This is a genomic window from Asanoa ishikariensis, from assembly GCF_900107455.1.
GTDB lineage: Bacteria > Actinomycetota > Actinomycetes > Mycobacteriales > Micromonosporaceae > Asanoa > Asanoa ishikariensis.
On sequence record NZ_FNQB01000002.1, the window covers coordinates 1,460,874 to 1,473,750 of the forward strand.

General features: G+C 66.9%; 11 protein-coding genes. 8 read left to right on the plus strand and 3 right to left on the minus strand.

The window, feature by feature from the left end; genetic code table 11:
• Positions 1–38 precede the first annotated feature (38 nt).
• Together BLV39_RS21245 and BLV39_RS21250 are read left to right on the plus strand one after the other, a co-directional pair.
• Positions 39–1,634 carry a DUF262 domain-containing protein gene (locus tag BLV39_RS21245; RefSeq protein ID WP_090795400.1) on the plus strand — a complete coding sequence of 532 codons (1,596 nt, stop codon included), beginning with the start codon at positions 39–41 and terminating at the stop codon, positions 1,632–1,634.
• 3 nt (positions 1,635–1,637) lie between these two features.
• A complete protein-coding gene (locus tag BLV39_RS21250) occupies positions 1,638–2,897 on the plus strand; it encodes a type II toxin-antitoxin system HipA family toxin (protein ID WP_090795404.1) in 1,260 nt (419 codons plus the stop codon).
• Here BLV39_RS21250 and BLV39_RS42430 read toward each other — a convergent pair.
• Complete coding sequence (locus BLV39_RS42430) at positions 2,894–3,550, minus strand: hypothetical protein (RefSeq protein WP_143049830.1); 657 nt, start codon at positions 3,548–3,550, stop codon at positions 2,894–2,896. The two genes, BLV39_RS21250 and BLV39_RS42430, sit on opposite strands and share 4 nt — an antisense overlap.
• Before the next feature lie 1,226 nt (positions 3,551–4,776).
• On the opposite strand from BLV39_RS42430, the gene BLV39_RS21255 reads away from it, so the two are divergent.
• The 4 genes from BLV39_RS21255 (at position 4,777) to BLV39_RS21270 (ending at position 9,115) form a co-directional block, all read left to right on the plus strand.
• Complete coding sequence (locus BLV39_RS21255) at positions 4,777–5,070, plus strand: CPCC family cysteine-rich protein (protein ID WP_176985005.1); 294 nt, start codon at positions 4,777–4,779, stop codon at positions 5,068–5,070.
• A gap of 407 nt (positions 5,071–5,477) precedes the next feature.
• Positions 5,478–7,538, plus strand: a complete 2,061-nt coding sequence (locus BLV39_RS21260) for a M14 family zinc carboxypeptidase (RefSeq protein ID WP_239083805.1) — start codon at positions 5,478–5,480, stop codon at positions 7,536–7,538.
• Between the two features lie 86 nt (positions 7,539–7,624).
• Positions 7,625–8,224, plus strand: a complete 600-nt coding sequence (locus tag BLV39_RS21265) for a fasciclin domain-containing protein (RefSeq protein WP_090795411.1) — start codon at positions 7,625–7,627, stop codon at positions 8,222–8,224.
• 75 nt (positions 8,225–8,299) lie between these two features.
• Positions 8,300–9,115, plus strand: coding sequence for a class I SAM-dependent methyltransferase (locus BLV39_RS21270; RefSeq protein WP_090795414.1), 816 nt, complete (start codon positions 8,300–8,302; stop codon positions 9,113–9,115).
• Here the strand turns inward: BLV39_RS21270 and BLV39_RS21275 are convergent.
• Positions 9,112–9,774 (minus strand): pentapeptide repeat-containing protein, encoded by a 663-nt coding sequence (locus BLV39_RS21275; RefSeq protein WP_176985006.1) that lies wholly within the window; start codon positions 9,772–9,774, stop codon positions 9,112–9,114. The two genes, BLV39_RS21270 and BLV39_RS21275, sit on opposite strands and share 4 nt — an antisense overlap.
• 14 nt (positions 9,775–9,788) lie before the next feature.
• Positions 9,789–11,702, minus strand: a complete 1,914-nt coding sequence (locus BLV39_RS21280; protein WP_239083804.1) for a HelD family protein — start codon at positions 11,700–11,702, stop codon at positions 9,789–9,791.
• Between the two features lie 100 nt (positions 11,703–11,802).
• Here BLV39_RS21280 and BLV39_RS21285 point away from each other — a divergent pair, with 100 nt between their 5' ends.
• Positions 11,803–12,420 (plus strand): TetR/AcrR family transcriptional regulator, encoded by a 618-nt coding sequence (locus tag BLV39_RS21285; protein ID WP_090795425.1) that lies wholly within the window; start codon positions 11,803–11,805, stop codon positions 12,418–12,420.
• Positions 12,421–12,510: 90 nt separating this feature from the next.
• Positions 12,511–12,876 (plus strand): hypothetical protein, encoded by a 366-nt coding sequence (locus tag BLV39_RS21290; RefSeq protein WP_090795429.1) that lies wholly within the window; start codon positions 12,511–12,513, stop codon positions 12,874–12,876.
• Position 12,877: the final 1 nt, after the last annotated feature.

Below are 12,877 nucleotides of genomic sequence, written 5' to 3' on the forward strand. Positions count from 1 at the left end.
TGCCGAGCAAGCGACGTGGGGCCGCCTAAGGGGCAAACGTGAGTCAGCAAGTCGAGCAACTCAATCGGCCTAGATCGACGAGCCTATCCATCCCGGAGATCGTTGCGCGGACCCTTTCCGGAGAGGTCCGCGTGCCCAACTTTCAACGGGGGTTCGTGTGGGACGATAGGGATGTTAGAGATCTTTTCGACAGCGTGTGGCGCGGGTTCCCGCTTGGCACGCTCCTGCTGTGGCGCAGTTCAGCAGATGCCGGAGAGGTGAAGCTCGGCCCATTGTCGATCCCTGTTCCAGCAAGGCATGATGCACTCTGGGTGGTAGATGGGCAGCAGCGCATTACATCTTTGGTGGCCACACTGCGACCTAAACTGTATGAGTACGATCGGCGATTTGACGTATATTTCGACCTTCGGCGAGGGCGGTTTCACACAGGGACTGGGCGGACACCGCCGCCTACCTGGCTTCCTCTTTCTCAAGCGCTGGAGACGCGGTCGCTCCTTTCATGGCTTAGGGAGCACACCGCTGAGTTGGAACCTGAAGACTTCGACAGCGCCGACGCTCTTGGCGCTGCCTTGCGCGAGTATCAGGTGCCTGCATACATCGTTACCAGCGAAGACGATTATCTTCTTCGTAATATCTTTGATCGTGTTAACTCCGCCGGTAAGCCCATTGGAAGAACTGAGATCTTTCACGCGCTGTTTGCAAGCGAGACGGAGCCTGGAAGCCCAGAAACCGTGGTCAACAGCCTCGATCGTAGGCTGGGCTTCGGGCGAATTGAGCCAGCGCGAGTCTTGCAAAGCCTGCTCGCCATCCGGGGCGGCAACGTACAGCGAGACCTACGCGATGAGTTTGAACGAGGCGAAGACGTATCGGATTGGTATTCCGAAACAGAAGAGGCGCTGGCGCTGGCGATTAGATACCTCCGAGATGAAGGCATCCCTCATCTCACTTTGATGCCTTCTACTCTGCCCCTACCGGTCCTGGCCGCCTTCTTCTACCTGCACCCGGACCCTGATCCATGGACGCGCCGTCTGCTTGGGCGGTGGTTGTGGCGAGGGTGGGCACACGGATTCGGCAGTCGAGGACAAACCCCTGCGCTCCGGCAAGCCATCTACTCGGTCAATCCCAAGAAGGGTGACGCCAGCCAAGCCCCGGCGGAGGACGACGCTGCGCTGAGCCTGATTGCTACGGTGCCTGTTGGCCCGCTTCAGCAACTTCGGCTTGACCCATTCAGGACGGAGTCAGCGGCGGCCCGACTTGCACTACTTGCATTGGCCTCTCTTCGCCCACTCGCTCCGGATGGGTCCGAGGTAAAGGTAACCTCCGCATTTGAGGAACACGGTGTTGGCGCGGTGACCGAGATTGTCCGTGGGCGGCGTGGTGAGGTTGGCGCACGCGGCCTATGGCCGGTAGGTCTGCGGCCACCTACGGGCGAGGAAAGTTCCGCGGTCCTCAAGAGCCACGCTATTACGAATCGGTCCGTCAAATTTCTTCGGGACCGAAAGATTGACGATTTCGTTAAGACGCGCGGTGCCTTCATCGAGAGTCTAGTGAGAAATTTTGTCAACACGCGCATGGAGGAGAAAGCCCTTAACCGGCGGTCCCTCTCTAGCCTCATTGTGCCGGACGAAGAGTAGATCATGAACATTCAAAGGCAAGTTGCCCTGGTGCAAATCATGTCGCCGGTAGGCGAGTGGGTCAACGTTGGGTTCTTGCGGAACCAAAATGAATTCACGCGTTTTGAGTACGCGCCTGGATACTGGAACGACCCCAACCGGCCTATCCTGGGGCAGGTTTTCGAAGAACGTGGCCGAGATTGGATGCCCAGTCAAAGGGTGGCGCTGCCAACCTGGTTTTCACATCTTCTGCCAGAAGGCTATTTGCGGCACGCGGTTTCGGCCGCCATCGGCGGAAAGCCCCAACGCGAATTTCCGATGCTCATAAGGTTAGGTGAGAGCGATCTTCCTGGAGCCGTTCGCGTCCTTCTGTCGGACGAAGAAGATGACTCAATCCCGGACGTCGAGGATTTCCATACCCACGAGGAAGAACAGGATGATGAAGAGGCCGTACTAAAATTCAGCCTCGCTGGGGTCCAACCAAAGTTTTCTGTGATGCTGGATCCGGTTAAGGGATTGACGATTCCGGCGAGAGGACAAGCTGGTGACTTTATCGTCAAACTCCCTGACGGCCGTCCTGGATTCGAGCGAGTTCCCGAAGCCGAATTGGCTGCACTTACTCTGGCCAAAGAGGCGGGAATCACGGTCCCCAGTGCTTTCTTGTGCGACGTATCAGAGATATCGGGCCTGCCGGAGTGGGCCAGGTCCCACCCAGGGAAGGCGTTAGCGATCAGGCGCTTCGACCGTCTGCTAGACGGAGGGCGCGTGCATGCTGAGGTGCTCGCACAAGTTCTTGATGTCCCAACCGCAAACGAACGTCTCAAATACACGCGCGCAAACTTCGAGACGATTGCCAGCGTGGTCGACGCACTCTGCGGTGCCGACAGCGCACTTGAGGTGATCGATCGTATCGTACTCAATGTCTTGGTAGGCAACGGTGACGCCCACCTCAAAAACTGGGCTGTGATCTATCCGGACGGTGTTACGCCGGAGTTAAGCCCCGCTTTCGACATCTTGCCGACAGTCCTGTACATCAAGGACGATAACCTGGGTGTGAAGCTCAACAACTCAAGGTCGTTTACCGACGTCAGCCGCAGGAGTTTCGATCGATTGGCGGATCGTGTAGGGCTAAGCCGCTCCGAAGTGGATGAGCGGGTTGCCGAGACTGTGAGCGCCGTCGAGATGGGTTGGTCGGTGCTCGGTGAGTTTCTGGACCTAAAAAGTTACAATCGACTCACTGCATGGCGCAACAAGCTTCCTTTGTTTCAGTCGTTTCGGAGTTAGGCGTCGTCGCGCTGCTCTCGGGCATGGCGAATGCTCGGAGACGATCGAGCACGCATAGTCAGCTTTGATCTAATCTCGGTTCTGCTACGGGAAAAGATCGTTGGTCGGGCCGGCGGCCTCAGGGGGACCCTATCCGCTAGGTCGTCGATCTTCCGGTGAAGCCCGTTGAGCGCCTTATAGACGTGCTGCCACTCATCGAACCACTTTCCTGGTTCGCCTTCTTGTGCGCGCCGGATGCTGTTATGCAGCTTCAGAAACTGAAGGGCCAACTGGTCCCAATATGGTGAGTCTGGGTTGACCCGGCTTATTCGCCTCAGCAAAATTCGCACCTCTGCCATTCGTTCGGCTAGAGCCTCGTCAGCAGTTCGCGCGCCTTCTATTGTCGCTGTCAGGAATTCTCGGTTCAGCGTCTCGTCGTGCTCTGCGGTTTGCAAGAACGACCTGGCCATCAACGCGTTGTGGCCGGACCGGTCGGCCGTCGCAACCGCCAGCGACACCTTTTCCGCTACGGCCGAGTAGATGGCGTCAACATCGTTCTCCCATCGTTCACGGCCACGGGTGCGACGTTGCACCCACGGCACTATCAGGAGCTGAATCGCAAAAGTGCCCGCAAGCGTGACTCCGCCGCCGAGCAGGACCGCCCAGACGTTCACAGTGGCCGATCGTAGCGGCAGTCGTAATGCACGCGCTGCTTCTCTTCTGTGGATCGACCCGGCAGCCTTCGTTGTGGTCTCGTACGCCATGTACGTGTACGTCCAGCGGGTTCTGCAGGCCCAGCCTGGCCTGCGTGTCGAGCGCTGGTGGACGCTTCCGGGTGGGAGGTCCCAGACCGCGAAAGCGTGGGGCGGTAGTAGGGGGCGCCAGGCCCGCTGAGCGTCAAACTGCGCGTCAATCGATGCGAACGTTGCCGGACGCGTGCGGACACTGACGGACGCTCCGACCTAGCTCATGGCCGCTATGAGTGGAGGTCCATCGATTGTGTCGGATGCTTGACACGGAAGAGGTCACTGGTTCAAACCCAGTATCGCCCACCAGTTAGAGCAGTAGGTCAGAGCCGGTTTCCTCGGAACGAGGGACCGGTTCTTTTCCGTTGCAGGGCACCCCGGGAGAAATCTGGGAGATGACCTTCGCGACGTCTTCGGGGACCGTCGCGAGGCGGGCTGTTCAGCACTGCCACCGGCGACCCGGCACGGGGCTTGCGCCCGCTCCCTTAGAGGGGTCTGCTCGGCTTGCCCGGCTCGACGGCAGACGGGCGCTGCGTAACACCCACGGTGGCCGGCGTCGCCCAGCGGATCTTCCCGGCCCGGAGCCCGTGGCCCCCCGCCGGGGGCGCAGTAGCCGGGACCCTAGGTGGCCCCGCAGCAACTCCCAGACGCGCCCGCGGGGACCAGGCCGCGCCCCACGGACGGCTGCCCCATCGCTCCAGCCGCGGCGCTGGCGTGCCCGCCGCGTGCGGCAGCTAAGCGGGCTGGTGCGCGCCCTGGGGGCGGCGCGTGCGGCCCGCTTCGGGCCGCCTTGAACCATCCCGCGCTGGTGAGGACTTCAAGGCGGCCCTGCGGGCCGCACGTCGTCGCCTGGCCGCCGTTCGCGCTTTGCCGCTCCGCTCACGGCGCGAACAGCAGCGGACCCGGTATCGCCCACCAGTTCAGAGGCCATGACCGACGAAGGCCGTGCCTCTTTCGTTGCCTGAGGGTCCAACTGAGTGACTAAGGCTCCGGGTCGTGTGGCCGAAGTTCCGATCCATCGTTTCGGCGCCGCCCAGCAGGACCGGGGGGCGTTCGGTGACCCTTGTGCCCGCGTGGCCGCCGAGCGAGCGAGACGCAGCTGCGTCGGAGCTCGCGCGGCATTCAGTCTGTCGGGCCGAAGCACAATCGCAGCCGTGGAATTCGGTCAGTTCGTCAACGTCACGAGGCCGGAGAGCGGCGAGCCCTACGCCTGCCCCTGCTGCGGTTTCCTGACGCTCGACCGTCGTGGCTACTACGAAATCTGCGCTGTCTGCTGGTGGGAGGACGACGGCCAGGATGATCACGACGCGGACCGGATTCGTGGTGGCCCGAACAGAGACCTGAGCCTGAGCGAGGCGCGCTGGAGCTTCCGGGCCATCGGAGCATCGGAAGTCCGAGCTCTCGGCCATGTGCGGCCACCTCTCGATGGCGAACACCCCTTGGCGTGATCGCACTTGTGCTGGGCCGCGAGCGCGGTGAGCTGGTTGGCGCTTCCACGCCAAGCCGCCCTCGCTGAGTGGGCGAGACCGGCGCGGGAGCAAACCTGTCCAAGGTGGAGATCTCTCGTGCCAGTGGCATATTCGCATCAATTGGTCTCAGGTCGGGCGGGCGCTCCGCTCCTGTACAGGACGGACCCGCACTTGAAGATCAAATGCCAGGTTCGTTCAGGTAACGGGCTAGCGAAAGCCTCAAGACTTACTCAAGATCGTTGCGATCGGCCCATCAGGACAGTCAGGCTGACGGGCACCGATGTCTTGATCAAGACGAGGTCCCCCACCTGGAGGTTCCATTGAACCATCGGCGGTCGACAGTAATAGCTATCTCTGCCTTGCTGGCTGCCACGTTCGCCCCCGTCGTGACGTCGACCTCGGCGTTCGCGGCTCCTCTGCCGGCCTTCGCGGCGGCCGAGCCCAACCAGGTCACCGACCTGACGGTCAGCCAGGCTGACGGGTTCGCCACCGTTGCCTGGACGCCGGTCCCCGGTGCCGCTGACTACCAGATCGAGCGCACCGCGGTCGACGCCGCCAACGCACCCACCGGCACCCCCACGGTGGTCGGCGTGTGGCGTCCGAACCGGCAGATCAACAACGAGACGCCGACCTTCGCCGACGCCGGTTTCAACCCCGGCACCCGCTTCCAGTGGCGGGTTCGGGCCCGGATCGGCACCGCCGAGCAGCCGTACTCGTCGCCGGTGTTCGACACCACCAAGGCGCCGTGGGGTGACCCCGCTGTCGCCGGCCAGAACCTGCGTACCCAGTGGGAGACCACTCAGGCCGCGCAGTACACCAGCGACGCCAACGAGTACGCCTACACGGCGGCCGTCGACCAGTTGAGCGAGCGGGTGCGGGTGGTCGAGATCGGCCGTACCGTGCAGAACCGCCCGATCAACATGCTCGTCATCGGCTACCCGACGCCGCCGGCGACCCCGGCCGCGGTGGCTGCCACCTCGCCGCTGGCCGTCAACTGCAACGTGCACGGCAACGAGCCGGGCGACCGCGAGGCCTGCCTGATCATGGCTCGCCAGCTCGCGTTCAGCAACGACGCCCGTACGCTGGGCCTGCTCAAGAACACCACCGTCCTGATCGTTCCGACGATCAACGGTGACGGCCGGGCCGCCAACACCCGCGGCAACACCACCGGTCAGGACCTCAACCGGGACTACTCGCTGATCCGTCAGCCGGAGACCGCGGCGTACGTGCGCATGCTGCGCGACTACCGCCCGGTGGCCGGTTACGACGGTCACGAGTACGGCAACAACCAGGCCGGCGACCTGCCGATGCTGCCGCCGCGTCACCAGAACGTGGCTCAGCAGATCTTCGACGAGTCGCTCGACATGATCGAGAACCACATGTACGTCGAGGGTGCCAAGGACGGCTGGTGGGCTTGCCCGTACGGCTGCGCGAATGGCAGTGGTGTTGGTCTGAGCGAAGAGACCATCCTGCGTAACACCCTCGGCCTGAAGAACACCGTGAACTCGCTCCTGGAGCTCCGCAGCTCCGGTGGCGCGACCCGGCCGGACGAGGGCAACACGGCGAACAACCGTCGCCGCAAGACGTTCTCCGCGCTGTGGACGTTCAACCAGTTCATGGACTACCACCACAACCAGCTCAGCGACATCAAGAAGGCGCGTGGCGAGGCGATCGAGTTCCAGGCCGGCAACAACGGCCGGATCGTCTTCCGGGGTTCGCGGGTCGTCCCGCTGCACCCGGCGCCGCACCCGGGTGAGGCCGGCCCCCGCGAGGACCTGCCGACGCCGGACATGATCCTGGACAACGCCCCGTGTGCCTACAAGCTCACCGAGGCGCAGTACAACGGCGCGCGTACCGACGGTCCGAACGACGTCGGTGCCACGGTCGCCGAGCGGATCGCGGCGCACGGCTGGAAGGTCGTCAAGGTCGCCGACGGGTACGTCGTGCCGCTGGCCCAGCCGGAGCGCGGTCTGATCCCGCTGCTGCTGGACGAGCAGGGCGAAGAGGAGTGGGTGAGTGGCGAGCGGGTCTACCCGACCCTCACCGGCCGCCACAACGGGCCGCTGACCATCTCTGGCTTCGCCTGCCTGTCGGGTGCCACGGTCAACGGTCCGGTCAACCTCCGTCCGGGTGCGACCCTGGTCGCCACCAACACGACCATCAGTGGTCCGGTCAACGCCGCCAACGCCGCGGGTGTCTTCTTCGGCGACAGCAGTGTGCGCGGCCCGCTCCAGGTCGCGAACACCAACGGCCCGGTCACCGTCATCGGCACGAACGTGTCCGGCCCGGTCAACCTGGTCAACAACACCAACGGTGCGGCTCCGTACTTCGCCGGCAACAGCGTCAGCGGCCCGCTGAACTGCGCCGGCAACAGCACGGCTCCGACCAACCTCGAGGTCCGCAACGTGGTCAACGGACCGCGGGCGGGTCAGTGCTCCACCCTGTGATCCACTGACGTAACACTGTCGTACCGGCGGGCTGGACCGGGAAGCCCGGCCCGCCGGTACGCACCTTTTCTTCCTGGAGGGCTTTGATGCGCACCCGGTTGCTGGCGGTCGTCATGGTGGCCGCGCTGGCTGTGGCGGGCTGCACGTCGGACGAGGAGCCTTCCACCGCCGCGGTGTCGGGTCCGCTGTGCGGCGAGTTGCCCAAGGGCGACGAGCCGGGCAACCCGACGGCGCTGGCGAGCGAGTCGGTGGACCAGGCGCTGCAATGGATCACCGTGCTGACCACGTTCGAGGGCGCCTTGCGGGCATCCGAGCTCGTGCCGGAGCTCGAGGGCAAGAAGGCCATCACCGTGCTGGCCCCCTCCGACGACGCCTTCATGGCCAAGTTCTCGCAGGACAACCTCGACGAGCTGATGATCAAAGACAAGGACGCGCTGCGTACGCTGCTCCGCGCGCACATCGTCGACCGCTCCCTGAGCTTGGCTGACCTCCGCGACGCGGACTCGGTGACCACGCTGGACGGCACGACGGTCAAGGTCAGCGAGGCCGACAAGATGGCCCGCATCGGCGACGAGGCAACGACCGTCTGCGCCGACTACCGCATCGCCAACGGCCGCGTGCACGTCATCAACCACGTCCTGGGCAACTTCCCCACCACAGCCGGCCAGGGCGACTCAGGCCACTGACGGTGGGCCGCGGGTCGCGGCCCTTCCTCCGCGCCGGATCGAGTGGAAGCATTGCTCGAAAGGCGAGGGGGACCGATGAGTGCGGCCCAGGATCGCGCGGCGTTCAGAGCGTTCGAGCACGGCAGATGGCAGGACGCCGTCGAGACCTATCACGCCGCCTGGAGCGAGCTGACCTCGCAGACGATCACGTCCGTGCTGGACTCCCTGGCGCCCGGCCGGTTCCTTGATGTCGCGTCCGGGCCGGGCTACCTCGCCGCGGCGGCGACGGCCAAGGGCGCGCGGGCGGTGGCACTCGACTTCTCGCCGGCGATGCTCGCGAAGGGTGCCCGGACGTACCCGGACCTGACCTTCGTCCTCGGCGACGCGGAACGCCTGCCGTTCGCCGACGGGGCGTTCGACGCGGTGGGCATGAACTTCGGCATTCTGCATCTCGGCAACCCGGATGCCGCCATCGCCGAGGCCTTCCGCGTGCTGGCGGTCGGCGGCCGGTTCGCCTTCACCGCCTGGGCGGATCCCGCTGAGGCGTTGGGTTTCAACCTGGTGCTCGCGGCCGTCGCGACCCACGGCGCGCCCGTGGCGATCCCTCAGGGTCCGGACTTCTTCCGCTACAGCCGGCCCGAGCAGTGCACGGCCGCCCTGGGCGCGGCCGGGTTCACGGACGCGGCGGTGACGACCGTCGACCTGCGCTGGACACCACCCACGGTCGAAGCCGTCTTCCCGTCGTTCCTGCACGGCACGGCCAGGACAGGCGCCCTGCTCCGAAGGCAGAGCCCGGCGGCACAGCGCGCGATCGCGGATGCGATCGCCCAGGCCGCGCAGCGGTTCGTGACCACCGACGGCCGGGTCGTCATCCCCATGCCGGCCGTGCTCGCGAGGGGCACCAAGCCCTAGCGCGGCGGCGCCGACGCGATGACCGTGATGCCGAGTGCTCGGGCGAAGGTGTGTGACAACGCGATCAGGTCGTCGGCGGTGATGGTGGCGCCCGACAGGCCCGTGACGCCGCCGATTCCGGAGAGGTCGCAGTTCGTGAAGCGCGCGCCCGTGCAGGTGGCGTTGGAGAACTGGGCGCCCGTCAGGTCGCAGGCCACGAACTCCGCGCGGCGCAGGTCGGCTCCGGTGAAGTCGGCTCCGGTCAGGTTGCAGCCGCTGAAACGGACATGGGCGAACGTCGTGAAGCGGAACCCGGCCAGGTCGGCGCGGCAGTCGTCGAACGAGACGTCGCGCAGCGTGCCGGCCGTGCACTGGGCGCCGGTCAGACGGACGCTGGTCAGCCTCGTGCGCAGCAGCGTCGGCTTCGTCAGGCGGGCGTTGGCCCAGTCGCAGTGCGAGACCTCGCAGTCGGTGAAGCGGGGCTGGTCCAGCACCGCCGCCGCGAGGGTGGTGCGCTCGAACCGGCACTGGTCGAACTCCACCGCGTCGGCTTCCTGGGCCGAGAGGTCCAGGCCGGTGAACGACAGGCGCCGCGACAGTCCCTCGTGTTCGAGGTCGGGGTCCTCCGCTTCGGTCAACGGGGCCAGGCGTGGGTCGGCGGGCGCGGTTTGAGCAGGCACGTCCTTCACCGTAGTCAACCCGCGATCGGCGGCGGCAGCGGCCGGCAGTGGACGATGTCCAGCCGCGAGACGGCCCGCGTGAGGACCACGTAGAGCAGGTGCGGCCCGCGTGGCTCCGCGGCGATGTCGGCCGGCTCGACGACGACCACGTGGTCGTACTCGAGACCCTTCGCGAGACCCGCCGGCAGCACGGTCAGCCGAGGAGTGACGGGCAGGGCGGCGGACAGCGTCGCGATAGCCGACGGCGCCGCGATGACGGCCACCGAGCCGTCGAGATCGAGCGCCGCTTTGACGGCCGCCGCGACCCCGCCGCACAGGTCGTCCGAAGGAAGAACCCGCAGCGACCCGGCGTCGCGGACCGCGCGGGTCGGTGGCACGGCGACGTCGAGCGTGGCCAGCAGCCGGTTGGCCAGGGTGACCACCGCGCCCGGCACCCGGAAGCCGGCGGTCAGCGCGACCACCGGCGCGGACGGCTTGCCCAGGTGGCCGAGCTGCGACTCCCAGCTCGTGGCCGCCCACGGTGTCGTGCCCTGGGCCAGGTCGCCGAGCACGGTCAGCGAACCGTGCGCGCTGCGGCGGGCGATCACCCGGCATTCCATCGGCGAGAGGTCCTGTGCCTCGTCGACGACGATGTGGCCGAAGCTCGCCGGCTGCTCGATCAGCCCGGCCACCTCGTCGACCAGCACGAGGTCGGCGGCCGACCAGCCGGTCCGGCGCGGTGGCCGGCGGATCGCCTCCTGCTCGGCGTCGGAGAGGATCCCGTCGGCGGCCGCCGACGGATCGCGCAGCAACCTGGCCACCAGATCCGGCGGGCGGACCCGTGGCCACAGCCGGTCGAGAAGGTCCCGCACCGGCTGGCTCCGGCCGATCTGGCGCGCCCACGCCTCGCCGGGCACCAGTCCCCGCCGCTCGGCCTGGCGCCGCACCAGGTCGACGAGCCGGGAACGCAGCCGCTCCCGACCGACGCCGTAGCGCGGCGACTCCTGCCAGATCTCGTCCATCAGCCGGGCCAGGGCCACTTCGGAGACCCGCCAGCGGTACGCGCCGTCAGGCACCACCAGTGGCTCGGTCGGCTCGCCGAGCCGGCCGTAGAGGGCCCGCGCCAGCATGGTGGCCATCCGCGGGTCGTGCTTGACGACGGTCGACTCGTCAGAGTCCACCAGCGAGGCGCCGCCGAGTAGCTGGTCGAGGGTGCGCTGCGACACGTCGACCTCACCCAGCGCGGGCAGCACGGACGAGATGTACGCGAGGAACGCGGGGTTCGGCCCGAGCACCAGCACCCCACCGCGGGACAGCCGTGCCCGGTGCGAGTAGAGCAGGTAGGCGGCCCGGTGCAGGCCGACCGCGGTCTTGCCCGTGCCCGGCGCTCCCTGCACGCACACCGACTCGTCGAGGTCGGCCCGGACGAGCTCGTCCTGCTCGGGCTGGATGGTCGCGACGATGTCGCGCATCGGGCCGACCCGGGGGCGCTCGATCTCGTCGGCCAGCAGCCGGCTCGCGGTGTCGTGCTCCAGGTGCTCGTCCTCGTAGCCGGTCAGCTCGCCCGCGCCGGCCCAGCCGTAGCGGCGTCGGGTGGTGACGCCCATCCGGTCCCGCGCGCTGGCCCGGTAGAACGCCCGAGCGAGCGGCGCGCGCCAGTCGACGACCAGTGGCTGGCCGCCCGTGTCGCCGATGTGCCGGCGACCGATGTGGTAGCGCGGCTCGCCCGGGTCGAACGTCAGGCGGCCGAAGAAGAGCGGGCCGGCCGGCTCCTCCGCCAGCTCTTTGGCCTGCGTCCGCAACATCCGGCCCAGGGTCTCCGCCGTGTAGCGGTCACCGGCGACCTGCGCACCGGTCGCGACCCGCAGCCGGGCCGTGTCGAGCATCCGAGCGAGCGCGGCGCGGGCGGCGGCCAGGTGCGCCCGTTCCTCGGTAAGACCGTCCGACACGAAGAACCCCTCCTCCGACAAGCAAGCGTTTTACCGAGTAAATAATAAGACTCGGTAAGAGATTTGCCCAAGTGAACTGGGGGCCGTTAGGCTGATAAGCGTGACCGAGCAGGCCGGGCTCCGCGAGCGCAAGCGGCAGCGCACCCACGACGCGATCTCGACCGCGGCCATCGACCTGTTCCTGGCTCGCGGGTTCGACGCCGTCTCGGTCGCCGACGTGGCGGCGGCGGCCGAGGTGTCCAAGCCGACGCTCTTCAAATATTTCCCGACGAAGGAAGACCTGGTGCTCCACCGGATCGCCGACCACCTCGGCGAGGCGGCCCGGGTGGTCGGCGGGCGCGAGGCGGGGGAGAACCCGCTGGCCGCGCTGCGCCGGCACTTCCTCGACGGGCTGCGGCGCCGTGACCCGGTCACCGGCCTCAACGACCACCCGCAGGTGTTGGCCTACCACCGGATGGTCTTCGAGACGCCCACCCTGGCCACCCGCGTGGCGAGCTTCGCCGAGGCCGACGAGGCGGCGCTGGCGGCGGCCCTGGACCCGCGCACCGGCCTGCGCGCCCGGCTGGCCGCCGGCCAGATCATCGTCGTCCAGCGGATCCTGGCCCGCGACAACTGGCGGCGGCTGGTCGACGGGCGCACCGCCGAGGCGGCCTACCGGCCGGCGGTGGCCGCCGCCAACCGCGGCTTCGACCTCCTGGAGTCCGGCCTCGGCGCATAGCGCGGCGTGCTCCACCCGATCGTGTCTGCTCAGGTTGGTGTTCCGGTTCTAGTGTGGAGGGCACCCGACACGAGCCGAGGGGTCCCACGAATGGAACCGATCACGCTGGTCGTCGCCGCTCTCGTAGCCGCGGCGACCACGGGAGCGACGAAGCTCGCCGAGACGGCGGTGGCTGACGCGTACACGTCGCTGAAGGACCTGGTCGTCGATCGACTGCGGAAGAATCGCGCCGAGGGAACGCTGCTGGTGGAGCGGGCCGCAGACTCCGATCAGAGCCGGACCGCGCTGGAGCGGGCCCTCGTCGACGCCGACGTGGACCAGCCCGTGATCGACGCCGCGCGACGGCTGCTCGGCCTGCTCGAATCACGTGGCGGCAAGTACGCCGTGGACGCCTCGCGAGCCAAAGGCGTGATCATCGGCGATCACGGTGTCCAGCACAACACGTTCCACGAGTGAC